We start from the raw sequence: 24256 nt of genomic DNA on the forward strand, positions 1-24256 counted from the left end.
TCGAAATGGAAATTTCGGTTCGTCGTCGCGCCGATCGGCATCGGCTCGCGCGCAGGAGCTGAACGTTTCGGGCCCTCATGGCTTCAGGGTGAACCGGTCCACCGTCCGAACCTCCGAATCGGGGCTGCCGGTGTCGAAGGCATAGCTGGTCACCGACCCGTCGGCGGTGTCGAGGATCGAGAAGACTGTGAGCCGATTGCTTGCGATGTAGGGCAGGACCTGGTCGCCGTCGGTTTCGGGTGCAATGTTCGGCGCAATGGGCTCGAGCCCGTTCGGGTCGCCCCGAGCGGCGGCGTTTGCGGGGTCCCGGGGTTGCGGCGGGACCGAGCGGCTCTGTCCGCTGCGGACATGAAAGGCCCCGAAGCTGTTGCCGACATTCGATGTTTCCAGATAGTGCACCCCTTGATCGAAGAAGCGATTCCAGAGGTGGGAGTGTCCATTCACGACCAGCTGCACACCGCCCTCTCGAAGCAGCGGCTCCAGGTCCCGAACCAGATGATCGTCCGAGCGCGGATACTCGTAGCGCACGCCCGTGAGTGTCCCGTTCGTGTCGTGCTCTTCGATGCGCATCGGATCGGTAAAGGGCGGCGAGCTGTTGGCGCCTAGGCTGTGGATGGGGTGATGCATCAAGACGACGCGATACTTCGCGTTTCGAAATGGGGGACTCGCCAGCTCGCGTTCGAGCCACGCAAGCTGTTCGCTGCCGCGGTCGATCCGCTCGAAGATGTGCTGTCCCCAGCCTTGGTCGAGTGGGTCGTCCGGGAGCGGGCCGACCTCGCGATAGCGGCCCGGGCGAGCGGCGTCCAGCTTGGGCGTGCGCCAGATCTGGGTGACGAAGAGTCCGACGACGCGGATGTCGCCGAAGGTCTCGGCCCAGTAGGTCTCGCCGCCGGAGGATTCATCCGGCAGTGTGAAGAGCTCCAGATAGCTGTCGAGGTTGAAGCTGTTGTCCTTGATCCATCGCGCGCGGATCTCCGGATCGCCGCTCGGATTGATCTCCCACGCACGCCTGTCGTAGGCCGTCTCGGCGACCTTGCGCGGCACGGCTGCGTTGAATTCGTCAGTAAGACCTCTGCCGGGCAGCGACCGCCCCATGACCTCGTGGTTGCCGATGACCGTGTAAACCGGGGCGTATTGGATCAGGCGCCCGCCCCGATAGCGTGTCTCGCGTCCCCGGTCGTCTTTGATGACGGCCGAAGCGCGGCCCTGCAGGGCCGGGAAGAAGGCCGTCCCGCGAGCGTCGTCGAACCACTGGGAGGCGCGATCCGGGTGATTGACCAGGTCGCCGACGACGAAGACGGCATCGACCCGTCCGAGGGTCTCCTCGACCTTCTGAAGGTTGGCGGGGGTCATGGGCAGCGTCTGGTGATCCGACGTCAGCAGGATCTTCACGGACCGACCAGGCGGCGGTTTGGGCGCGAGCGTGAACAGGTCGCTCGGCACCGTCCGACCCGAGTCGTCGAGGCTGAGCACCCGGTAGGGGACGCGCTCGCCCGGCCGAAGCCCGTCTGCCCGCGCGGCATGCCGCCAGAGCGGTCGCTCGACCGGGCCGTTCGGCGAATCCGCCGGGGGACGAGAATCACCGTCCTCGCGCATGCGCGAGAGTCGAACGGTGATGGCCTCGGACACCCGAACGGCGAGTTCGGCACCGCGGGGATCCTCTGCGAGGCGAACAAGGTCTTCGACCGCGACCTCCGCGACGTCGGCACCGTAGAGGAGCCAGTGGCGACGGCCCGCGAATTCGGTGACCCAGGCGATCTCGACCGAGTCGTCGGTCGGGCGCTGCAGATAGGGGTCGGTGAGGAGCTCGGGTGTGATGGGCTGATCCTCGGTGGGTTCGGCAATCATGTCGCGGGCACTTGCCAGGAGCAATCCGGATAGGATGTCGCATCAAACCATCGGTGCGTGCCTGAGCAATGATCAATCGCTCGAATGGGTCTTCGTGAAAGCCGGGGAGGCTCCCCGTCTCGATGACATGTGCATCGTCGATCATCAACAACGAAGCACCGGCGTCAAGACTTTGATCGCGGAAGGTGACGGGGTCAACCGCGAGCTTTCCCAAGCGGTATTTGATCGCCACTTCCCAAACGCTGGCCACGGAAACCATGCAAGCCGTTGTCGTCATGAGCTCTCGCGTCTGCTGTCGCAACCGCGAATCGCCCAGCAACCACCACAGCATGACCCGGGTGTCGAGCAGCAGTTTCATGCGCCGTGGAAGAGCTTGCCGACGTCGGCATCCGCCTGCTCGCCAAAGGCTGCCTCCTCCATCCGTATCGGACACCTCCCGGCAACGCACCGCACGTCTATTCCGCAACGGGAGCAACCAGGCCGTTCGGTTGCCCCGCGACCTCGAGATCGATGCCGAGGAGGTGCTGATTCGCCGTGAGGGGGACAGCCTCGTCCTGACGCCCAAACCACGCTCCCGGGATGACTATTTCGCACGAGGACGGCGGCTCTCGGCGGATTTTCCGGACACCATCGACGATCCGCTCCCTCGAACCAGAGATAACCTCTGATGCGTTGGATGCTCGACACCAACACCTGCATCTACACCATGAAACACCATCCGCCGCAGGTTCAGGCTCGACTGCGACGAGTGGCGATCGGAGAGGCGGGCATCTCCGCCATCGTCTTGGCGGAGCTGCGATTCGGCGTCTGCAAAGGTCGGCAACGGAATGACAATACGGCGGCCTTGGTGGACTTCTTGGCTTACTGCCTGGTGCTGGATTGGCCGCAAGAGGCAACCAGGGCCTCTGCCGAGATTCGTCATGCGTTGGAGGGGAAAGGGATACCCATCGGATCGAACGACCTCCTGATTGCTGCGCATGCCTACTATCTCGGTTGCACGCTGGTCACCCATAACCCGGGCGAATTCCAGCGGGTCGATGGATTGATGGTCGATGCAACTCCTCGCCGAGGGATGTTGCGCGAACGATCCGAAAGAACCAATCGCCCTACCCCACCCGTCGCGGCAGCCGCATGGCATCCAGATAGGCATCGGTACTCGCCTCGATCTCGTAGGGTCGGGCGGCGTCCCGAAGGAGCGCCTCGGGCGGCGGTGCGTCCAGGGTCTGCAGCATGGCCGCAGCCAAGGCGGCAGCGTCGCCGACCGGCACCAAGCGGCCGATGCGTCCGTCCTGGAGGATCTCGCGCGGGCCGCTCGGGCAATCGGTCGCCACCACGGGTGTGCCGACCGCGAGTGCCTCGATGATGACGAAGCCGAGTCCCTCCCAGCGCGAGGTAAAGGCGAAGAGATCGGCGTGGGCCATGAAGGCGTAGGGTTCGGGGACGAAGCCGGGCAGGGCGACATCCTCGGCCACGCCCAGCTCGGCGGCGAGCGCGAGCAGGCGCTCGCGGGCACGGCCTTGGCCCAGGATCATGAGGCGGCAGGGGCGTTGTGTCCGCACGCGTGCGAAGGCACGCAGCAAGGTCTCGAAGTCCTTGCGTCCGCACAGCTCGCCTGCGCCCAAGATCAGCGGCACGTCGGACCGGCCGAGCCAGGGGTGATCCGGACGTGCCAAGCTCTCCGTGAAGAGGGACGCCGGCACCACGGGCGAAGGCACCACGCGGATGCGCTCGCGCGGCAAGCCGGTGTAGCTCGCCATGTCGTCGGCCACGCCGGCACTGGTCACGATCACCTGATCGGCGAAGGGATAGAGCCGGCCCATCGAAGTGCGCTGTACCCAGCGCTCGAGCGCGCCGCGGGTCGCCAGATCGATCGAGATGGTCGTCCCCGAGCTGAAGACCAGGCGCGTCGGCCTCCCTGCGAGTTGGCGGGCGAGCCAGCCGGCAAGCAGTGCGGTGCGATTCACCCGATCCTTGTCCGAGAGCATCACGGCCGGGCGCTCGCAGCGCAGATAACGCACCAGCGCAGGCACGCAGGCATAGGTATGCCGCGAGCCCAGATCCACCACCGTGACCCCGTCCGGGATTGCGTCCAGGTGCGGCCCGTGCCGACGGACCTTGAGCAGATCGACCCGATAGCCACGACGCGCCAAGGCCGGAATCAGATGCTTGGCCGCACGGTCGACCCCGCTGTGACCGGAGGTCGAGAAGAAGCAGGCAATCCGTGGGGCGGTCGTCGCCATGGTCAGGTGCTGCTCGCGATCCAATCCAAGGGGTCCTCGTCGGGCGAGGGTGCGAGCCCGGGCTGCTCGATGAAGAGCCGATGCCAGATGGCGAACTGCATGAGACCGAACAGCTCGCGACTGCCGCCCTTGGCGGCCTGACGGGCGGCGACCAGGGCCGGGATGGACTCGGCGCGAAACCACTCGCGGATACCCCGGCTGCGCGCCAGACGCTCGCCGACACGGGCCGCGACATTGCCGGTCAGCCAGTCGCCGACCGGGACATGGAAACCGCGCTTGGGGCGCGTCAGATGTCCCGGCGGCAGCATGGGCTCGGCCCAGCGCTTGAGGAGCCATTTGCCCTGCTGGCCTTGGACCTTGAGGTCATCGGGCAGCGACAGGCCGAATTCGACGATGCGATGGTCGAGGAAGGGCACCCGTCCCTCCAACCCGAAGCCCATCAGCATGCGGTCGGTCTTCACCAGCAGGTTGTCCGGGAGGGCCGTGACAAGGTCGGTGTATTGGCGCCGTTGCAGGTCCGACCAGCGCCTCGGGGTCGACCGCCAGGCATGGAGAAAGGGCGCGCGATCCGGCGCCTTGATCGACCCGAGCGCCGGCCCGAGCAGACGTCGCGACCAGTGTCCCGACCACTGACCACGGGTGCGGAAACCGCCGCTGCCCGGGCTCAACAGGCCCTTGATCCAGCGTTCGGCCGGCGGCGGGCGATACCGGCCGTAGCCGGCGAAGACCTCGTCCCCGCCCTCGCCCGAGAAGACCACCTTCAGATCGGCCGCGGCGGTCTGGGCCAGAATCGAGGTCGGCAGGTTGGCGTAGTCGCGCATCAGCTCGTCGGCCGCCCAGACCGTGTGCGGGATGCGTGCGAAGACCTGATCGAGCTCGAGCGCCAGGGGGCGGTGATCCAGCCCGAAATACGCCGCGACACGCGCGGCCTCGTCCAGCTCGTGCGCCATCGCCGTGCCGCGATAGCCGACCGAGAAGCTCTTGATGCGACCGGCGCCGTGGGTGTGCAGCAGTGCGGCCAGCACCGCGGAATCCACCCCGCCCGAGAGAAAGAGACCGAAGGGGACGTCAGAGCGCATATGCTCGCGCATGGCCGCGTGCATGAGGCCGTCCAGTTCCGCTTGCGCCTCGTCGAGGCCGATCGTGCGGGGTGCGAGGTCGAGCGCCGACCAGTAGCGTCTGTGCTCGATGCGCAGATCCCGATCGACGATCAGGATCTCGCCGGGCGGCACCCGTCGGATGCCCTCGAGGATGGTCTCCTCGCCGCTCGCGAACTGATTCTGCAGAAATTGCCGCAAGGCGACCGGATTCACGCGCGGTTGCTCCGGCAGGATCGGCAGGAGCGCCTTGATCTCGGAGGCGAAGGCGATGCGGTCGGGCAGCCGCACGTAGAAGAGCGGCTTGATCCCGAGCCGGTCGCGCCCGAGGATCAGCCTCCCGGCCTGCGCATCGTGGAGCGCGAAGGCGAACATGCCGCGCAGCTCGTCGGGAAAATCCAGCCCGCGCACGGCATAGGCGTGCAGTATAGTCTCGGAGTCCGAGTCGGTGCGCGGCTCGCGACCCTGTGTGCGCAGCGCCGCATTCAGCTCGATATAGTTGTAGACCTCGCCGTTGGCCGCCAGCGCGAGCTGCCCGTCTGCCGAGACCATCGGCTGATGCCCGGTGGCGAGCCCGATGATCGACAGCCGTGTCTGCGCCAGCCCGACCGGGCCGTTGCAATGGATGCCGTGATCGTCCGGGCCGCGATGAGCCAAGGCCGCGGCCATCAGCCGCAGCGCGCTCGGATCCGGACGCACGCCGTCTCGCAGCATGAAACCCGCGATCCCGCACATCAGCGGGTCGACGCGGAGCGAGTGTGATGCGGGGTCTGGGTCAATTCCATGGCAGCGCGGGGATCCGAGTCATTGGCCTGGTGCATCCTGATCTGGGCACGACGACCTCGTCGGCTTCCGCCATTGTCGGACGAGCCGATCGGCCCTGACAAGGCCAATGCGCCGATCGACGCCGCGACTGCCGGGGGTATCGGTGCCTGGGCCGAACTCCGGCATCAAGCAGCAGGATCAGCCCCGCAACCGGAGCTTGAGAGAGGCCGCGGTGAGCTGTGACCCTTGTGCCTCCGGACGTGCTTGATCGGACACCCGCGCCTAAAGGCGCGAGCCTTCGATCTCGACATCGGCCCTGGCCCAGACCCGCTCGAACCTCAGTCTTATATCCTTGGCCTCCGCCGTTTTTCGCTGGACGGCCAGACTCTGCTCCAACCCGACCAGCGACCAGCCGTTGTCCGGGTAGATCTCGAGATCTTTGCGGTACACCGCCTCTGCCTCGGCCGGGCGCTCCACGGCGAGCAGTGCCAGCCCGAGGTGGTGGCGCGCCGGCACGTACCAGTCCGAGGGCTCGACGTACGTCAGTTCGTCTTCGAGACGTACCGCGGTTGCGAAATGCTCGACTGCGGCATCCGGCTGGCAATCCTCCATCGCGATCTCCCCGGCGAGCACCTCACGCGCGATCGCGAGGATCTGAGCCATGGTGTTGGTCTCCCAGATCCGAGTGGCCGACATCTCGGGGTCGTTGGCGATCCAGGTGAGCGCAGCAAGCGACTTCCTCGCCTCGTCCAGATCGAACGCGCGCGCTTGTGCCAGCCCTCGGGCAAAGTGCCAAATACCGGTCGGGTAGATCAGATCCTCCGCCGGCTTGGGTTCGGCGAGGAGCGCATCCCATCGGCCGAAGCGCACCATCACGAAGTAGGGCAGCGCCCAGTAATGCTGCAGGGTTGCATAACCGGCCTCGCGCATGAGCTGCTGATCCTGGTGGGCCTGCGTGTGCCGCGCAGCATCGAGGGCCTTCCCGCTCTTCCCGATAAAGCTCGCCGCCGCGGCGAGGAAGTGGTGGTTGTGCGGCATGTAGGCTACGGGGTAGAGACCCTGGGCATGGCACTGCGCGATGTAGGCGTCGTCGGCGACGATGGCCTTCTCGTTGGCGAGCACCGCCTCTGCGTAACGCCCGACACGGATATAGATGTGCCCCGGCATGTGCACCAGATGACCGGCGCCCGGTACCAGGTCGCGTAGCCGATCCGCCGCCGCGATGCCGCGCTCGGGATAGACCTTCTCGACGGCGTGGATGTAGAGATGATTAGCCAACGGGTGATTCGGGTGCTCGGCGAGCACGCTCTCCAGTGTCGCGAGGATGGTCCGGGTGACGGGCTTGGGCGAGCCGTCGTCCTCCCAGTAGTCCCAGGGCGTGGTGTCCATCAGGGCCTCGGCATAGAGGCTCGCCGCATCCGGGTCGTCGGGAAAGCGCTCGGCCACTTTGCCCATCGCCTTCGCATAGGTTTGGTCGAGTGCGCTGCGGTCATCGGGTGCCTGCTCGGCATAGCGCTCGGCGAGTGCCTCGATGTAGGCACTCTCGCGCTCGGTCGCCGAGTCCTTGAGGGCCAGGGCACGTTGCACGGCGGCATAGGCGCGGGGATTCTCGGCCACGTCCATCCCCGCGTTGATATTGGGGCCGAGCACCAACGACTCGCCCCAGAAACACATGGCGCATGCGGGGTCGAGGGTCTGCGCCTGGCGGAAGGAGCGCGCGGCCTCCTTGTGGTTGAAACCGAATGACAACACGAGCCCCTGATCGAAATAGCGCTGCGCCTGCGGCGAGTCGGTCGTGATGTCGTGATGGTGATTACCCATGCCCTCGAGTAACGGGGCGATCGGTTGCTCGGGGGCAGCCGCGGCAACCAGCGACATGACCATGAGCAAACCGCAAGACACTGCTGAAATGTCGCGAAGGTTCATGGAGACCTCCTTGGCGATGTTGAGACGGCACCGGAATCGGTGGTGACGGCATCCGGATGGGACCTGATGACGGCGGGGTCGGGACCGCGAGTCGCGGTGTCGAACGGCTGCCCCGGCACTGATCGGATACGCGTCCGGATACTGTTACTGACCTTAGCAGATAAAACCGATAAGGCCAGTCAGGTTTTTGCGGGGGCTGACGTATTCATACCGAGGACGATCGACCACGCTGGCCGTCACGGCGCCTGGACGCGTAAACTCGCGCCACGTCCGGGGCATGCGGTCTCCAACTTGTCGGGCAGGCCGAGCGACGGGTTCGCCGAGACGCGCCTGCATCCGGGTTCCGACTCGCCATTTTGTCCGATTCAACCCATGCGCATCACCGCCGTCTTCTTCTCTTACCTGCTCATTTGTCTCGTTCTGGCCGCCCTTTTGACCTATCCGGTCATGGCGACCGGCTATCTGGACGAGGACCCGCAGCGTGTCATGGGTCGCTTGGCGCAGGTCTTTATCCTGCTCGGGCTCTGGCCCTTTCTTAAGCGCCTGCAGCTCGCGGATCGGCGTTCGCTGGGTTACGGGATCCAGGGGCACGCGTTCCGACGCGCGGTCGCTCTGGGCTGGTTCGAAGGGGTGGCGATCCTCCTTATGCTCGCGTTGGCCCTCGTCGCCTTGGAGATCCGCCTGCCCGACGCGGACTTGGAGCTGTGGCCCTATCTGGCGAAGAAGGCGCTCCAAGCCCTGATCGGCGGGCTCCTGATCGGGGTGCTCGAGGAGACCTTTTTCCGCGGCGCGCTCTACACGGCGATCCGTCGGTGCGACGGTGTTGCCTCGGCCGTGGTCTGGACCGCGCTGCTCTACATGCTGGTCCATTTCATGAAGCCGAGTGGGTTGCCCGAAGGTGTGCCCTTTGATTGGGCTGGCGCGTGGCAGATGTTCGGCTCTGTCTTCATCGATGTCTTCCAGTGGAAGCATCTGAGCTCGATGGCGGCGCTCTTTATGGTCGGGGTCTTTCTGGCCCTGGTACGCGAGCGCACCGGACACATCGCTTGGGGGATCGGGCTGCACGCGGGCTGGGTCTTCGTGATTGGGGTCACGCGGCGGATGACCGACGGCAACCCCGAGGCCCCGACCGCCTTTCTGGTCGGCAGCTACGACGGCATCATCGGCTGGCTGGCTGCGGTTTGGATCGGCCTGCTGGCGCTTGTCTTTTGGGGATGGACACGACGAGAGAGGTCCGAGGAGGCCTGAGAGCCGAACGTCCCGGTGGTCGGATCAGCCGCATCCGCTGCTCTCAGTCGTCTCCACGCATCCAGCGGCGAACCTCTGGAAGGTGCCTGCGGCTGACCGTGAGCTGTTCAGCACAATCGCACAGCTTGATGAAGGAGCCTCCGTCCGAGCGTTTCTCCAAACCGACGACCCGATCGCGCGCGACCAGTGCGTTGCGATGAATGCGCAGGAAGAGCTGCGCGAACTCCTGCTCCAAGGCACGCAGCGATTCGTCGATCAGGAGCTCGCCATCGACATGGCGCACGGTTACGTATTTGTGCTCGGCGCGCAGGTAGATGACGTCCTGGATCTGCACGGTGCGCAGACCGCCTCGGTAATGGGCGCTGATCTGGCGTCGGTGGGCGGCCCGAGGTGGGTCCCGATCGCATGGCGTGGCCGGCTCGACACGGCGAGCCCGCGTCGGATGTTGCAGTCGCGTCAGTGTCTCGCACAGTCGCTCGGGGCACACCGGCTTCACCAGGCACCCCGCGAGCTGGTTGCCGAGCGCAGCCAGTGCCTCGTGCTCGAAGGCCGTCACCAGGACGACCGCCGGAGCGGGATCCAGCGCGGCCAGTGCGCGTGCCGCATCCAGACCGTTCATGCCGGGGATCTGCACATCCAGCAGCACCAAGTCGATCGGCTGCGTCCTGCAGATCTCGATCGCCTGCAGTCCGTCGGTCGCTTCGCCGGCCAGGGTGTAGCGCCCCTCGGTGTCGGCCAGCAGTCTCCGAAGCCGTTCGCGTGCCTGTGCTTCATCGTCGACGACCAGGATGTTCATAACCTTTTCCATGGATCAGGTCTGGACCGGGTTGACAATGGTGCGTTTTCGGTCAAGCAGAAAGTGCTGCAGGATGCGCCCGGTAAGCCCGGCGAGGGGCATCTTCAGGCGGACCTTCCGCCGACGTGGATGCTCGCTCTTAAAAGATAGCTCACGATCATTTTACTCGGGATTGCGCTGATGAAGACATGTCGTGTTCGGGCTCGGGGGGTTGCTCGGTCCCGGCTCCATGCGCGCGATCCATCCAGCGCTGCGCCAGCGTGTAGAATCCTCGAATCGCACCACTTCGGATCCCGCCGATGCACCAGCCAAGCTCTTCCGCCAAGCCCTGGGCCGGGCGCTTCAATGCGCCCACCGACGCCTTCGTCGAGGCATTCACCGCCTCGGTCGACTTCGACCAACGGCTCTATCGCTACGACATCCAGGGCTCGATTGCCCATGCGACGATGCTCGCCCGTCAGGGCATCCTGAGCCATGCCGAGCGCGACGCCATCGTCTCCGGGCTTGAGACGGTGCGTGAGCGCATCGATGCCGGTGCCTTCGAGTGGTCGATCCCGCTCGAAGATGTCCACATGAACGTGGAATCCGCCCTCACCGAGCTGATCGGCGATGCCGGGAAAAAGCTGCATACCGGGCGCTCGCGCAACGATCAGGTCGCGACCGATGTGCGGCTCTGGCTGCGCGATGAGATCGATCTGATCCGTGCGGCCATTGCGCGCCTTCAAGCGGCCTTGCTGGATCTCGCCGAGCGCGAGGCCGAGACCATCATGCCCGGCTTCACTCATCTGCAGGTCGCTCAACCCGTCACCTTTGGCCATCACATGCTGGCTTGGTTCGAGATGCTGGATCGCGATCGCGAGCGCCTGGCCGATTGTCGTCGGCGCATGAACGTGATGCCGCTCGGGGCCGCCGCGTTGGCCGGCACCACCTATCCGATCGACCGGGCCTACACCGCCGAGCTGCTCGGTTTTGATCGGCCGGCGGAGAATTCGCTCGATGCCGTGTCGGACCGTGATTTTGCGATCGAATTCACCGCTGCCGCGGCCATCCTCATGATGCACCTGTCGCGCTTCTCCGAAGAGCTGATCCTCTGGTCGTCGAGTCAGTTCGGCTTCATCGAGCTCTCCGACAGCTTCTGCACCGGCTCATCCATCATGCCGCAGAAGAAGAACCCGGACGTGCCCGAGCTGGTCCGCGGCAAGAGCGGGCGCATCTTCGGACATCTGATGGGACTGCTGACCCTGATGAAGTCCCAGCCCCTGGCCTACAACAAGGACAACCAAGAGGACAAGGAGCCCCTGTTCGACACGGTCGACAATCTCAAAGGCTCGCTCAAGGTCTATGCCGAGATGATGCGCGAGGTGACCTGCAGCCACGCGCGGATGCGCACCGCCGCCGCCCAAGGTTTCAGCACCGCGACCGATCTCGCCGATTATTTGGTGCGCAAAGGCATCCCCTTCCGCGATGCCCACGAGATCGTCGGCAAGGCGGTCGGACTGGGTGTGCGCGAAGGTCGCGATCTTGCCGAGCTGACGCTGGTGGAGCTGCGCGGATTCTCGGACGCGATTCAGGCCGATGTCTTTGACGTGCTGACGCTGGATGGCTCGGTCGCCGCACGCGACCACCTCGGCGGCACGGCCCCCGCCCAAGTGCGCGCCGCGATCGTCCGGGCCCGCGCGCGCTTAGCCGACATGGGCACGCACGATGCCGGATAGTCTGGATCAGCTCAACGCGCGTCTACTCGCCTTCGCCCGCGAGCGCGACTGGGAGCAGTTCCATTCGCCCAAGAATCTCGCGATGGCCTTGGCGGGCGAGGCCGGCGAGCTGCTCGAGCACTTCCAATGGCTGACCGAGCAACAGAGCGCCGAGCTGAGTGCCGAGAAGAAACGGCAGGTCGCCCATGAGCTGGCCGACATCCTCAATTACCTGGTCCGCCTGGCCGAGCGGCTGGACATCGACCTGCTGGCCGCCGCCGACGAGAAGATCGCCATCAACGCGGCGCGTTATCCGGCCGAGACGGTGCGCGGGGATGCGCGGCGGGCGGGCGAGTATGGAGACGAGGATGGGCGACTGGACGGTTCTGTTTAACGACGCATGTGCGACTGAGCGTCCATCCTTGCCGGAGGCTGTACAGGACGAGTTGCTGGCGTACGCTGAACTCCTTGAGCGCTTCGGGCCTAGCCTCGGTCGGCCTACGGTCGAGGGGTCGCGCGACGCGAAGAGGAGGTCGGGCATGAAAGGTCTTGACGACATTATCAACGCGTTGCCGGCGCGGCGCCGTGCGAAGATCTAAAGAGCGCGCTCGCTCATGACTCACGCCTTCAGGGTGGGCGCCCCCGATTCGACATCATGGGTTCGACAAGACCAACAGACGTCCCGCTCATGTCGGCCAAAGATGGAGTGGGACGTCCCCAATATCGCAACATCGGTCCTCACATGAGCACTTCCGTGCTCGACAGCCACGCCTTCGACCCGCGCGCGGCCGGTACCTTGTTGGCTGATTTCGATCGCCTGCTGGAGCTGATCGGCGATCGTGGACTCGCGCTTTCGCCGAAGCACGCCTTTGCCGCGTCCTCGCTGGAGGCGATCAACCAGCGGCTCGCCAAACCGGTGAGATTAGGGCTGAAGCGCGCCATGCAGAAGTCTTACCCTGTCGTCGGTGGACTCTATCTCCTGTTGCGTGCCAGCGGCCCGGGCCAGATCGATGCCGTCGCCAAGCCGCCGCGTCTGGTTCTTGATCCGACGATGCTGAGTGCCTGGTCTGCGCTCAACGACACCGAGCGCTATTTCGCCTTGCTCAAGGCCTGGTGGGGGCGTGGAAATAACGCCATGATCGGCGAGCCGACGCGTTGGAGCGGCGATCTGACGGCTCAAGTCATCGACTTCGCCAAACAGTGTCTGACCAGGGGCTGTCCGCGAATCGAGCACCCGGACGCGATCATCAGCCTGAAATATCGACCCGGCTTCGTCAATTTGGCCCTGCTCGAACTCTTCGGTCTGTTCGAGATTCAGGTCATGCCCCCGGAGGAGGGGCAAGGATGGCGTCCCAATGCGATCGCCCTGACGCCTTGGGGCCAGGCCCTGCTGTGCACGGTCGTGGAAGCCCGACATCAGGCGGGCGCGACCGAGGTCGAGGCCCTCGCAGCGGCGCTGTCCGTTGATTGGCTGTTCGATCCCATCACGGCCTTCGAGGACTGGAGCCGGTCCGTTCGCCCCGCGTTCCCGGAATGGCGACAGGATCTTCAGTCCCCGGAAGCGGACTTTCAGCCGGGAGCGCACCAGTTCAAGGTATCGCTCGGGGCGCGCTGCTGGCGGCGGATCCGCTGCGGTGGCGAGACCGACCTCGCGGCGCTGGCCTCGTCGATCCTGACCGCGTTCGATTTCGATGACGACTGGAGATTCGGGATCCTCGTCGAGCGCCCCGAGGCCGGACCCGTACCCGCAGCACCGCTCATTCTGGAACGCCATGGCGAGGCACCGGCGCAGTACGGGGAGGAGTGGGACGACTAACCTAAACCGCGTCCAGTGCGACACGCGTATTTTCGAGTGAGATCGACATTTTGTGCATCAACGATCCTTGGCGCGGACGCGGTTTAAACGGCAGACGCTCGATCATCAGGATGTGGTCGGCGAGGTTTACCGGCAATTGGCCAATGCGCTCGAAGGCCAACCCGACCGTCGCGGGGTGCGGGGCGGTCCGGATTTCGTCGTGGAAGTGCTCTCGCCAACGCTGCCTTGTGCTTTTTCGACTCCCCGACCGGATCAAAGCGTCTCGGCCGAAAAGGTATCGCACGCGGCGGTCCGCCACGTTCTCGCTCCGCCTGCCGGTCTTCCAACGCATGGGGTTGTCTCACGGGTCTGAACCGCGCAGGCTCCAGCGGCCGTCAAGTCTGCCGGGGCCGATGCCATCCAAACACATCGCATACCGCGCTGGGCGCGGTTTAAGGTAGACAGAAACGCTGGATCAAGGCCCGCAACAGGTCGAGCGTCGGCCTGATCCGATCCAGCTCCAGATACTCGTCCGGTTGGTGGGCTTGCGCGATATCGCCGGGGCCGAGCACGATGGTCTCCATCCCGAGCTGATTGAGGAAGGGCGCCTCGGTGCCGAAATTCACGGCCTCGGCGGTATGACCGGTCAGCCCCTCGGCGACACGCACGATCGCCGAGCCGGCGGGCGTCTCGGCCGGCGGGATGGACTCGAACAAGGGCTCGACGAACCAGGCCAGGCCGCGTCGGTCGGCGACGCTCGCGACCCGGCGGCTGAGCTCGGCGCGCACGTCGGTCGCGCTCAGACCGGGCAAGAGACGCATGTCGACATGCAGCTCGCATTCGCCGCAGATCCGATTGGGGTTGTCGCCGCCGTGGATGTGGCCCAGGTTGAGTGTCGGATGCGGGATCTTGAAGTCCGGGTGTCGATGACTGAGCGCGAGTTCGGAGCGCCAGGCCATCAGGGCGCCCATGACCTCGTACATGCCGTCCAATGCGTTGTTTCCGAGGACCGGGTCGCTCGCGTGTCCGCTGCGACCGACCAAGCGAATCGACTCGCCCATGACGCCTTTGTGCAGACGCACCGGCCGCAGTCCGGTCGGCTCCCCGATCACCGCGTAGCGCCCGAGCGGCCGTCCGGCCTCGACCAAGGCGCGTGCACCGTGCATTGCTGACTCCTCGTCCGCGGTCGCCAGGATCATCAGGGGCTGGGCGAGATCGGTCGCGGCCAAGCCGCGTGCGGCCTCGATCGCCAGCGCCAGGAACGACTTCATGTCCGACGTGCCGAGCCCGTAGAGGCGCCCGTCCGCTTCGGTCAGTTTGAGCGGGTCGTAGGTCCAGAGATGGGCGTCGAACGGAACCGTATCCGTATGTCCCGACAGCACAAGACCGCCTGGGCCGCTGCCGAGTGTGGCCAGCAGATTGGCCTTGTCAGGTTGTCCCGGCAGCGCCAGGATCTCGACCCGGAAGCCGGCCGACTCCAGCCAGGAGGCCAACAGGTCGATCACCGCCCGGTTGCTGTGGTCGAAGGCGGGGGTGACGCTGCTGACCGACAGGGTGCCGATCAGGCCTTCGAGCATGGTGGTGAGGGCCGGGGCCTGACTGGACATGGCGTGCTCCGCTGCATTGAGACTGAGGCTCGGACCGGTCGCCCGAGGAGATGTTGATTCGATCCGATGGCGCCGGCCTCGGACGCCTTGCATTTTCCTGCGTGACCTGTAGATTTCGCCGACTCTATCCCGCCTTTGCGGCTCCCGCCAGTCCTCGCGCCGATACCGAGTTCAGTGCCCACCCATTCGCACAGCGACATCGCTCACCCGCCGCCGCGCCTCCGCCCTGCTGCGCTTGCCGATATGGGGGCGCTGCTGCGGCTTGAGGGCGCGAGCTTCCAGAGTGACCGGCTGACCCGTCGCCAGTTCCGCTACATGCTGACCCGTGCGCAGGCGCGCACACTGGTCGCCGAGGACGTCGAAGGTGCGCTGCTGGGTTACGTCATGGTGCTCTTCAGCCGGGCGACCTCGGTTGCGCGGCTCTATTCGATCGCGGTCGCGGCCCGGGCGCGCGGCAGAGGGGTCGGACGCGCGCTCGTCGACGCGGCGGAGGAGGCGGCCTGGGAGCAGGAGCGCGCCTACATGCGCCTGGAGATCCGGCGCGACAACCTCGCCTCGCAGGCGCTGTTCGAGAGCGCCGGTTATCGGCGCTTCGGCGTGCTTTCGGACTACTACGAAGACCACATGGAGGCGCTGCGCTACGAGAAGACGCTCTCTCCCGGTCTGAAGCCTGAGCTCACGCGCGTGCCCTTTTACGAGCAAACGCTCGATTTCACCTGCGGGTCGTCGTCGCTGATGATGGCGATGCAGACGCTGCGCCCGAGCCTCGAGCTCAATCGAACCTTGGAGCTGCGGATCTGGCGCGAGTCCACCACCATCTTCATGACCTCGGGTCACGGGGGCTGCGGGCCCCTGGGTCTGGCGCTGTCCGCACAGGCCCGCGGCTTCGCCGTGGAGGTCTTCGTGAACGATCCGGGCGTGCCGTTGGTCGACTCGGTGCGCAGCCCGGAGAAGAAGGAGGTCATGCGCCTCGTCCACGAGGACATGCTGGCCGAGGCGCAGCGCTTGGGTATACCGGTCCACCAGGGCACGCTTAGCGTCGACGATCTCCAGCAGCGCTGGGACGCGGGCTCGGTGCCCCTGGTCTTGATCAGCTCCTACCGCATCTACCGCGAGAAATTCCCGCACTGGGTCGTGATCACCGGCTTCGACGAGCACTTCGTCTATGTCCACGACCCCTATGTGGACTACGCCAACGGAGAAACCACGCTGGACTCGATCGATATGCCGATTCCCCGCGACGAGTTCAGCCGGATGGCCCGGTATGGTCGGGTCGGGTTGCAGGCCGTCGTCCTCGTCTCCTGCTAGACCGCGTCCGGAGGGACAGGTGAGGTTTGCGGCTGGACTCGGACTCACAGGTATCGATCAACGCCTGAGGCGGCGCGGTCTAGGATTTTTTCTTTCATTCTTTAAATCACGCCTCTGCCGAGGCGCGTTGGCGGATAAGCCCGGAACCCAGATGCAACGTGACATAGACCCCACGAACGAGCGCGATTTAAATGGCTGAGCATTTGTTGTTGGTGGAACAGCAAGGCGATTGGAAGCCGGGCTTTCCGCGTCTGCCCGTGGTGACCGCGCGCGACTATCTTGCGGGCGGCGAGCTGGCCTCCAAGCGCGACCTGCGCGTGATCAACCTGTGCCGCAGCTATCGCTATCTTTCGGTGGGCTACTACTGCTCCCTGCTCGCCGAGGCGCGGGGTCACAAGGTCATCCCGAGCGTTCGGACCATCCAGGAGCTCTCCAGTCGCGAGCTCTACAGCCTGGCCACCGAAGAGCTCGACGCGCTGGTGCAGCGCCTGCTCGGGCGACGCAAGACCTCGGCACTGGCCCCGACCGCTTACGAGCTGACCATCTGTTTCGGCCAGTGCGATGTGAAGGAGCTGCAACCGCTCGCGCGCGAGATCTTCGAGACCTTCCGCTGCCCGATCCTGCGCGTAGAGTTTCGCCGCCAAGGCACCTGGCGCATCGGGGCCATCAAGGCCCTGCCGCTGGCCGCGGTGACGGCGGACGGGGAGGGGCCTTTGTTTGCGGCGCTGGAGGGCTATCTCTCGCAGCGTTGGCGCCAGCCGCGTGCACGCCTGTCCTACCGCTACGATCTCGCCGTGCTGCACGACCCGGCCGAGGAGCTGCCGCCCTCCGACGGCAAGGCCCTGCAACGTTTCGTGAAGGCCGGCAAGTCGCTCGGCGTCAACGTCGAGCTGATCCAGCGCAAGGACTACAGCCGGCTCGCCGAGTACGACGCTCTCTTCATCCGCGAGACCACGCGCATCGGTCACCACACCTTCCGCTTCGCCAAGAAGGCCGACAGCGAGGGCATGGTCGTCATCGATGACCCGGACTCCATCCTGCGCTGTACCAACAAGGTCTATCTCGCCGAGCTGCTCGCAGCGCATCGCATCCCGCGGCCCAAGACGCTGGTGCTGCGCAAGGAGAATTTGATGGAGGCCGAGCAGCTGATCGGTTATCCGATCGTGCTCAAGATCCCGGAGGGATCCTTCTCGCGCGGGGTCTTCCGGGCGGAGGATCGCGCCGGGTTGACGCGGATCGCGGGAAAGCTCTTCAAGGAGTCCGATCTGATCTTGGCGCAGGAGTATCTCTACACGCCCTTCGATTGGCGCATCGGCATCCTGGGTCGCCAGCCTTTCTATGCCTGCAAGTACCTGATGAGCGTCGATCATTGGCAGATCGTCAAGCATGAGAGCGACGGTCGTCATGAGCAGGGCGGGTTCGAGACCCTGCCGGTCGAGGCCGTCCCGCCCGCCGTCATGAAGACGGCGCTGAAGGCGGCCGATCTGATCGGCGACGGGCTCTACGGGGTCGATCTCAAGGAGACGCCGGCCGGTCCGGTCGTGATCGAGGTCAACGACAACCCCAGCCTGGACGCGGGTGTGGAAGACAAGGTGCTCGGCGACGAGCTCTACGCCCGTTTGATCGGTGAATTCGTGGCACGACTCGACCGCCGGCGCTCCGGCAAACGCTGACTGGAATACGATGACTCTATCCACCGACCCTCGCCCGTCGAGCATGCGTCTCTCGCGCTCGAAGGCGACCGCCCTCATCACGCCCGAGCAGATCGCCGCCTCGCACCTGGCCCGTTATCGCCCCTTGGTCGACGATTGGGACGCCTTTGCCGCGGCGCTCGGCCGACCGCTGCCGCCCTGTATCTGGGCCAACCCGACACGGATCTCGGTCGCCGAGCTGGCCGATCTGCTGGCCGAGCAGGGTCTGGAGTCGCAACCGATGCCTGGTCTGCCCGCTGCCTTGCGACTGCCCGAGGAGACCAAGGCCGGCCGCAACTGGTGGTACTGCGCCGGTCTTGCCCACGCACAGGAGGAAGTCTCGCAACTGCCGGCGATGCTGATGGACCTGGCGCCGGGTCAGCGGGTGCTGGATCTCTGTGCGGCACCCGGCGGCAAGACAGCGCAGATCGCCTTCGCATTGGGCAATCGCGGGACCCTCGTCGCGAACGACATCGCCCATGCGCGGATCAAGGCGCTCCAAGGCAATCTCGACCGGCTCGGCGTGGTCAACGTCACCACCACCTGCTGCGACGGCGCCAACTGGCCGAGCGCGAGCGGTCAGTTCGACCGCATCCTGGTCGATGCGCCCTGCTCGAGCGAGGGCACCCTTCGGCGCACTCCCTCCCTGTTGCCCCGGCTCGATCCGGACAGCGCGCTGCGCCTGGGGCCGCGTCAGCGGGCGCTGCTGCGCAAGGCGGTGCAGCGCTGTCGTCCGGGCGGGCGCATTCTTTATTCCACCTGTACCTTCGCGCCGGAGGAGAACGAGCTGGTGGTGGCCGAGATCCTCGCCGAGCATCCCGGTATGCTGCGCCTGCTGCCCGCATCGGTTCCGGGTTTCATCACGATGCCGGGCGTCACCCATTGGAACGGCCGGGAGCTTCCGCCCGAGCTGGGGAACTGTCTGCGGATCTGGCCTCACCATCGCGACACCGGCGGCTTTTTCATGGCGATCCTGGAGAAGGACGCGGGCTGCCCCGCCGAGCCGACGCCCGAGCCGGCCGTCCTCGACGACACGGATGCCGCCGAATGGCTCGCCGGTCTCGAGGCCAAATACGGCCTGGGCGGGGACTATTGGGCCGACTACCGCGCCAACCGCCAAACCCGACGTGGGTTGCACCTGATGGCCGCCGATCATGCGCCGCCCGCGGTCCCCGTAGCCGAGTCGAGCGGTTTGTTCTTTCATCGCACCAATGTCCGGCCGCCCAAGCCCAGTACAGGCGGATCTTTACTGTTCGGGCGCGATGTCACGCGCTTCGGTGTCTCGTTGGATACCGAGCAGCGCGATCGTTACCTGCGCCGCGAGATCTTCGACCCGACACCCGAGCAACGCGCCGCCACGCCGACTGGACAGATCATCGTGAACTATCGTGGTCATGTGCTGGGCGTGGGTGTGCTGCATCGCTCCGGGGTGATCGAGAGTCTGTTTCCGAGCCGCTGGAGTGGCTGCGCTTCTTAAAACGCGTTCCGATGGTGTTATGGGATGCTTCGGTGTTGGTTGCGCTTGGCCCCGTTCGCTCGGCTTGGAGCGGACGCGTTTTAAGGTCGTTTCAGGGAAAGGCTCGATCAGGCGTAGGGCGACTGAAGGCGATTTTCGGGAAAGGATCGACCGGCGTGTAGGGGCGCATTTGTTCGCCACTACAATCGACGCAAGTATTCCAGGCAGGCGCAGTCGGAAACCCTACTTTCGGACATCGCCTGAAGTGATGTCAATTTTAAGGAGAGTTGCGAGCGATGCGGCAATGCGATGGAAGGTTCGAGGTTGCGGTGATGTTGGCTTTGCTCGGCTCGGGGACTGCGTTCGCGCAGGAGCCGACCGGGCAGGTGGTGCAGGCCCCGACACCCGTCGCTCAACCGACGGTCGAGTGGGCGATCGCGCCGGAAGGCAGGACCTTGCCCGGCGGGATCGTGCTCGAGGAGGGCATGGTGTTGCCGCCGGGGACCGTGCTTCCCGGCGGGGCGATTTTGCCGGGGGCGCCTGCTGTCGCGCAGCCAAGCACGACACCGGTCCCTGCGGTCCCTCCGGTCGTCCCCGTCCCGACTCCCGAGCAGGTCTCGGCGCCGGCGCCGGAGCCGCTGACGGTGTCCCCGCCCGAGCCGACTCGGGAGCGACGGCTTCCCGGCCAGTCGACCCTCGGGGTTCCGCACGTCAGCGGCGGAATCGGTGCCTCCGAGCGCGAGGCGATGGAGCAGGTGAAGTCACAGTACAACCTGCGGCTCTTGTTCGCCGTCGCCGGCTCCGGGGCCTATCTGTCCAACATCCGCGTGCAGATCCAGGATGCAGCCGGGCCGACCCTGCTCAGCACCGTCACCGTCGGCCCCTGGCTCTACGCCAATCTCGCCCCCGGCGACTATGTCCTGACGGTCGAGCATGCCGGACAGGCGCAGACCCTCAATGTCACGCTCCCCGCGACCGGGGCCGTGGCCCAATCCTTCTACTGGCCCGCACCATGACACTCTCCATCCAAGCCCTCTACGACCGGCTGCAGCTCGTCCTCGCGGTCCCCGACGACGCCGAGATCCACGGCGTCAATACGCTCGACCAAGCCGGTTCGCAGGATCTGTGTTTCGCCGAGGAGGCGAGCCAAGCGGATGCCGTGGCGAGCAGCGCGGCTGCGCTCGTACTGGTCGGCGAGGGCTTTCCGGAGGTGCTCGGCAAGCGGCTGCTGCGCGTTGCCGAGCCGCGCAATCTCTTCTTCGAGATCGCGGATTGGTTCGCGCCGGTCGCGGCGAGCCAGGGTATTCATCCGAGCGCCTCGGTTCACCCGACGGCTCGGCTCGGGGAGGATGTGGAGGTCGGTGCCGGTGCGGTCATCGATGCCGATACCTGCGTCGGCTCGGGTTCGCGGATCGGTCCGGGGTCTTACCTGGGCATCGGGGTGCGGATCGGCAGCGACTGTCGGATCGGGTCCAATGTCAGCATCCTGCGCGATTCGACTTTGGGCGATCGCTGCATCCTGCATCCGGGTGTTCGGATCGGCGGCGACGGTTTCGGCTTCCGCTGGGACGGGACGGCGCACCGCAAGATCCCGCAGCTCGGGCAGGTGGTGATCGAGGACGACGTGGAGATCGGCTGCAACAGCTGTGTCGACCGGGCCACGCTGGGCATGACGCGAATCGGGCGGGGCACCAAGATCGACAACCTGGTCCAGGTCGCCCACAACGTCGATATCGGTCCGCACAGCATCCTGGTCAGCCAATCCGGCGTTGCGGGCAGCTCGAAGCTCGGGCAAGGCGTCGTCGTGGCCGGGCAGGTCGCGATCTCGGATCACGTGACCGTCGGCGACGGTGCACGCATCGGCGGCCAAGCCGGCGTCGTCAAGGATATTCCCGCCGGGGTGGCCGTCTTCGGGACACCTGCGCGTCCGGTCAAACAAGCCCTTCGCGAAAGTGCAGCCCTGATTCGCCTTCCCGCGTTGCTCAAACAGGTCGAGCGCCAGCAACAGACAATCGATCGCTTGGAACGCCGGCTGGCGGAATTGGACGGCACCTCTCTGAGCGCCCGATCACTACTGGACTCATCCGCGAGCACCCCGTCCACTGTAACCCCGTCAGGTGCCGGCAGCGATTGATATCAATGGTTTGTATGTGACAGCTTAATGACGGTCGAATCGCTTTTCCGGGTGATATTTGCTATAAACCTTACGGTTTTATCACCAAAACGACCGATGAACTGAGGAGATCCGATGTCCTTCAACGCGTTGATCCCGCTGCTGCTCGGCATTTTCGGGCTATGGGCGGCCTACTATATTTACAAGCTGGTGCTGGCCTATCCCGAAGGGGGAGAGAAGGTCAAAGCGATCGCCGACGAGATCCATCTCGGCGCCATGGTGTTCATGAAGCGCGAGCTCACGCTGTTGGGCATCTTCTCTTTCGTGGTCCTCGCGCTGCTGATCTGGTTCTTGGGCTGGAAGACCGGACTGGCCTTCGTCGTCGGTGCCGCGGCGTCCGCAAGCGCCGGTTTCCTCGGGATGTTTTCGGCGACCAAAGCCAACGTCCGCACCACGACCGCTGCACATACGTTAGGCGCACCCGCGGCATTGACGGTCGCCTTCTACGGTGGCTCGGTCATGGGTCTTTTGGTCGCCTCGCTGGGTCTCTTGGGTCTGGGTTTCCTCTATCTGCTCTTCGGCGGTCATCCCGAGGCATCGCACGCCATCCACGGTTTCGGCGTCGGCGCCTCCTCGGTCGCGCTCTTCTATCGTGTCGGCGGCGGTATCTTCACCAAGAGCGCCGACGTTGGCGCTGACCTGGTCGGCAAGATCGAGGCCGGCATCCCCGAAGACGATCCACGCAACCCGGGCGTCATCGCCGACAACGTCGGCGACAACGTCGGCGACGTCGCCGGTATGGGTTCGGACATCTTCGAGTCTTACTGCGGCGCGCAGATCGCCACGATTGCGATCGCCGCGACCATGTCGGCCACCACCCTGGCTGTATTGGGCTCGCAGTCCTCGCTGATGTTCCTGCCGTTGGCTTTGGCCTCGGCCGGTCTGCTCTGCTCGCTGGCGGGTATCTTTCTCGTCAAGTCCGTCTCGGCCAACAAGCCGGCCACGGCGCTTCGCACGGGCACCATCGGAGCCACGCTGCTCTTTATCGCCGTCTCCTTCCTGGTCGTCTGGATGATCGATGTTTCCAACCATATCTGGTGGTCGGTCCTAGCCGGTGCGGTCGGCGGCATCATCATCGGTCTGGTGACCGAGTACTACACCTCTGCCGCGCCGGTACGCCGCATTGCCAAGTCGGGCGAGACGGGTCCGGCAACCGTCATGATCTCGGGCTTGGCCGTCGGCATGCAGTCGGTGGTCATCCCGGTGCTGACCATCGCCCTGATCATCTATGTCTCCAGCCATATGGCCGGTCTCTACGGTGTGGGTATCGCTGCGGTGGGCATGCTGGCCACGGTAGGCATCACCATGGCGATCGACGCCTACGGTCCGGTCGCCGACAACGCCGGCGGTATTGCCGAGATGGGCGGTCTGGGTGCGGAGACCCGCAAGATCACCGACTCGCTCGACGAGCTTGGCAACACCACGGCGGCCATCGGCAAGGGCTTCGCGATCGGTGCCGCGGCACTGGCCGCCTTGACCATCATCGCCGCCTATATCGAGACGCTGCATGTTCTGATCCCGGACTTCGCCTTGAGTCTGGGTGATCCGGATGTCTTGATGGGGATGCTGATCGGCGGTGCGATTCCCTTCCTGATCGCCGCGATCACCATGACCGCGGTCGGCGATGCTGCCTTCGAGATGATCAACGAGATCCGTCGGCAGTTCCATGAGATCCCGGGCCTTTTGGAAGGCACGGCCAAGCCGGATACCGCCCGCTGCATTGACATCGCCACTACGGCGGCGATCAAGAAGATGATCCTGCCCGGCGTCATCGCCGTCAGCGCACCCGCGGTTGTCGGCTTCGGCATCGGTCCGGAGGCCTTGGGCGGCATGCTCGGCGGCGCTCTGCTCTCGGGCGTTCTGCTCGCCCTCATGATGGCCAACGCCGGCGGCGCTTGGGACAACGCCAAGAAGTTCGTCGAAAAGGGCAACCTCGGCGGCAAGGGCTCGACCGTGCACTCGGCCACCGTCGTGGGCGACACCGTCGGCGATCCCTTCAAGGACACCTCCGGCCCCTCGATGAACATCCTCATCAACGTCATGGCCATCGTCAGTCTGACGATTGCACCGCTGCTGGGCTGATCGCGTCCGGGTCGGTGTTTGCAAAGGGGCCGTGAGGCCCCTTTTTCGTTTGATCGGACTCATGGCGACCGCCGAACTGGCGTCGGCCGGTGCCATGGGCAGGCTGGAAAGCAGCGCGTTGATGCCGTCGGTGCGTCTCCGCTCGGGTCGTGCGAATAAATTCGTACCTACGGATAGGTTTCCGTTCCGTGTACAATCTCGGCTAACGATCAAACGTAGGTGCGAATTTATTCGCATCGGGTCAAACGCACCGTGCCTTACGATGACCTGCGAAAAGGTCGTTTCAGCGAAACGGGTCGGGCCTATTTCGTCACGTCGGTCCTGGCGGAGCGAGAGAAGCGCTACTTCAGCGATTTTGTCTGTGCCCGATGTTTGGTCGCCGAGATGCGGGCTTTGAGCGAGAGTCGCGCGGTCAATTCCTTGGCCTGGGTGGTGATGCCGGACCATGTCTCCATTGGCTACTTCAGTTGGAGGCCGCTTTGTCGCTGTCCTCGGTCCTGAAAGCCTTCAACCTAAAAAGAGCAGTTGAC

At 65.2% G+C, this 24256-nt stretch carries 17 protein-coding genes and 2 pseudogenes; 12 read left to right on the plus strand and 7 right to left on the minus strand.

Annotated elements, in window-relative coordinates; all coding sequences use genetic code 11:
* Positions 1–75 precede the first annotated feature (75 nt).
* Both B4N44_RS06650 and B4N44_RS19800 read right to left on the minus strand, forming a co-directional pair.
* Positions 76–1848: a metallophosphoesterase family protein gene (locus B4N44_RS06650; protein ID WP_296698309.1), complete on the minus strand. Its 1773-nt coding sequence runs from the start codon at positions 1846–1848 to the stop codon at positions 76–78.
* Positions 1849–1951: 103 nt separating this feature from the next.
* A pseudogene (locus tag B4N44_RS19800) lies at positions 1952–2206 on the minus strand (type II toxin-antitoxin system VapC family toxin); the annotation flags it as partial.
* Here B4N44_RS19800 and B4N44_RS19895 point away from each other — a divergent pair.
* Positions 2205–2516: an antitoxin gene (locus B4N44_RS19895; protein ID WP_414718119.1), complete on the plus strand. Its 312-nt coding sequence runs from the start codon at positions 2205–2207 to the stop codon at positions 2514–2516. The pseudogene B4N44_RS19800 and the gene B4N44_RS19895 overlap by 2 nt on opposite strands.
* A pseudogene (locus tag B4N44_RS06665) lies at positions 2516–2902 on the plus strand (type II toxin-antitoxin system VapC family toxin); the annotation flags it as partial. The gene B4N44_RS19895 and the pseudogene B4N44_RS06665, both read left to right, overlap by 1 nt.
* A 52-nt stretch (positions 2903–2954) precedes the next feature.
* On the opposite strand, the gene B4N44_RS06670 reads toward B4N44_RS06665, so the two are convergent.
* The 3 genes from B4N44_RS06670 to B4N44_RS06680 form a co-directional block, all read right to left on the minus strand.
* The gene (locus B4N44_RS06670; RefSeq protein WP_296698348.1) at positions 2955–4088 is read right to left on the minus strand and encodes a glycosyltransferase; all 1134 of its coding nucleotides are present in this window, start codon (positions 4086–4088) and stop codon (positions 2955–2957) included.
* A gap of 2 nt (positions 4089–4090) precedes the next feature.
* Positions 4091–5920: an asparagine synthase (glutamine-hydrolyzing) gene (asnB, locus tag B4N44_RS06675; RefSeq protein WP_296698313.1), complete on the minus strand. Its 1830-nt coding sequence runs from the start codon at positions 5918–5920 to the stop codon at positions 4091–4093.
* 312 nt (positions 5921–6232) lie between these two features.
* The gene (locus B4N44_RS06680) at positions 6233–7876 is read right to left on the minus strand and encodes a hypothetical protein (protein WP_296698316.1); all 1644 of its coding nucleotides are present in this window, start codon (positions 7874–7876) and stop codon (positions 6233–6235) included.
* Between the two features lie 372 nt (positions 7877–8248).
* Here B4N44_RS06680 and B4N44_RS06685 point away from each other — a divergent pair, with 372 nt between their 5' ends.
* Entirely contained in the window at positions 8249–9124 is an 876-nt protein-coding gene (locus B4N44_RS06685) for a CPBP family intramembrane glutamic endopeptidase (RefSeq protein WP_296698318.1), read from the plus strand.
* Positions 9125–9167: 43 nt separating this feature from the next.
* Here the strand turns inward: B4N44_RS06685 and B4N44_RS06690 are convergent, their stop codons facing one another.
* Positions 9168–9920 (minus strand): LytR/AlgR family response regulator transcription factor, encoded by a 753-nt coding sequence (locus tag B4N44_RS06690; RefSeq protein ID WP_296698321.1) that lies wholly within the window; start codon positions 9918–9920, stop codon positions 9168–9170.
* A 299-nt stretch (positions 9921–10219) separates the two neighbouring features.
* Between B4N44_RS06690 and argH the strand changes: the two genes are divergently transcribed.
* The 3 genes from argH (at position 10220) to B4N44_RS06705 (ending at position 13430) form a co-directional block, all read left to right on the plus strand.
* Positions 10220–11635, plus strand: coding sequence for an argininosuccinate lyase (gene argH, locus B4N44_RS06695; protein WP_296698323.1), 1416 nt, complete (start codon positions 10220–10222; stop codon positions 11633–11635).
* Positions 11625–12008, plus strand: a complete 384-nt coding sequence (locus tag B4N44_RS06700; RefSeq protein WP_296698326.1) for a nucleotide pyrophosphohydrolase — start codon at positions 11625–11627, stop codon at positions 12006–12008. The genes argH and B4N44_RS06700 overlap by 11 nt, the downstream gene beginning before the upstream one ends.
* 348 nt (positions 12009–12356) lie before the next feature.
* Positions 12357–13430 carry a hypothetical protein gene (locus tag B4N44_RS06705; RefSeq protein ID WP_296698328.1) on the plus strand — a complete coding sequence of 358 codons (1074 nt, stop codon included), beginning with the start codon at positions 12357–12359 and terminating at the stop codon, positions 13428–13430.
* 431 nt (positions 13431–13861) lie between these two features.
* On the opposite strand, the gene argE is transcribed toward B4N44_RS06705, so the two are convergent.
* Entirely contained in the window at positions 13862–15016 is a 1155-nt protein-coding gene (argE, locus tag B4N44_RS06710) for an acetylornithine deacetylase (RefSeq protein ID WP_296698331.1), read from the minus strand.
* 243 nt (positions 15017–15259) lie between these two features.
* On the opposite strand from argE, the gene B4N44_RS06715 reads away from it, so the two are divergent.
* The 6 genes from B4N44_RS06715 to B4N44_RS06740 all read left to right on the plus strand — a co-directional run bounded on the left by B4N44_RS06715 (position 15260) and on the right by B4N44_RS06740 (position 23726).
* Positions 15260–16324 carry a peptidase C39 family protein gene (locus tag B4N44_RS06715; protein WP_296698351.1) on the plus strand — a complete coding sequence of 355 codons (1065 nt, stop codon included), beginning with the start codon at positions 15260–15262 and terminating at the stop codon, positions 16322–16324.
* Positions 16325–16515: 191 nt separating this feature from the next.
* Positions 16516–17997, plus strand: a complete 1482-nt coding sequence (locus tag B4N44_RS06720; RefSeq protein ID WP_296698334.1) for a RimK family protein — start codon at positions 16516–16518, stop codon at positions 17995–17997.
* A 10-nt stretch (positions 17998–18007) separates the two neighbouring features.
* Positions 18008–19492 (plus strand): RsmB/NOP family class I SAM-dependent RNA methyltransferase, encoded by a 1485-nt coding sequence (locus B4N44_RS06725; protein WP_296698336.1) that lies wholly within the window; start codon positions 18008–18010, stop codon positions 19490–19492.
* Between the two features lie 311 nt (positions 19493–19803).
* Positions 19804–20487 (plus strand): carboxypeptidase-like regulatory domain-containing protein, encoded by a 684-nt coding sequence (locus B4N44_RS06730; RefSeq protein ID WP_296698339.1) that lies wholly within the window; start codon positions 19804–19806, stop codon positions 20485–20487.
* Entirely contained in the window at positions 20484–21605 is a 1122-nt protein-coding gene (gene lpxD / locus B4N44_RS06735) for a UDP-3-O-(3-hydroxymyristoyl)glucosamine N-acyltransferase (protein WP_296698342.1), read from the plus strand. The genes B4N44_RS06730 and lpxD overlap by 4 nt, the downstream gene beginning before the upstream one ends.
* 114 nt (positions 21606–21719) lie before the next feature.
* The gene (locus B4N44_RS06740) at positions 21720–23726 is read left to right on the plus strand and encodes a sodium-translocating pyrophosphatase (RefSeq protein WP_296698343.1); all 2007 of its coding nucleotides are present in this window, start codon (positions 21720–21722) and stop codon (positions 23724–23726) included.
* The last annotated feature ends 530 nt before the right edge of the window (positions 23727–24256 follow it).

The organism is Thiocapsa sp. UBA6158, from assembly GCF_002423035.1.
In the GTDB taxonomy this organism is placed as follows: domain Bacteria; phylum Pseudomonadota; class Gammaproteobacteria; order Chromatiales; family Chromatiaceae; genus Thiocapsa.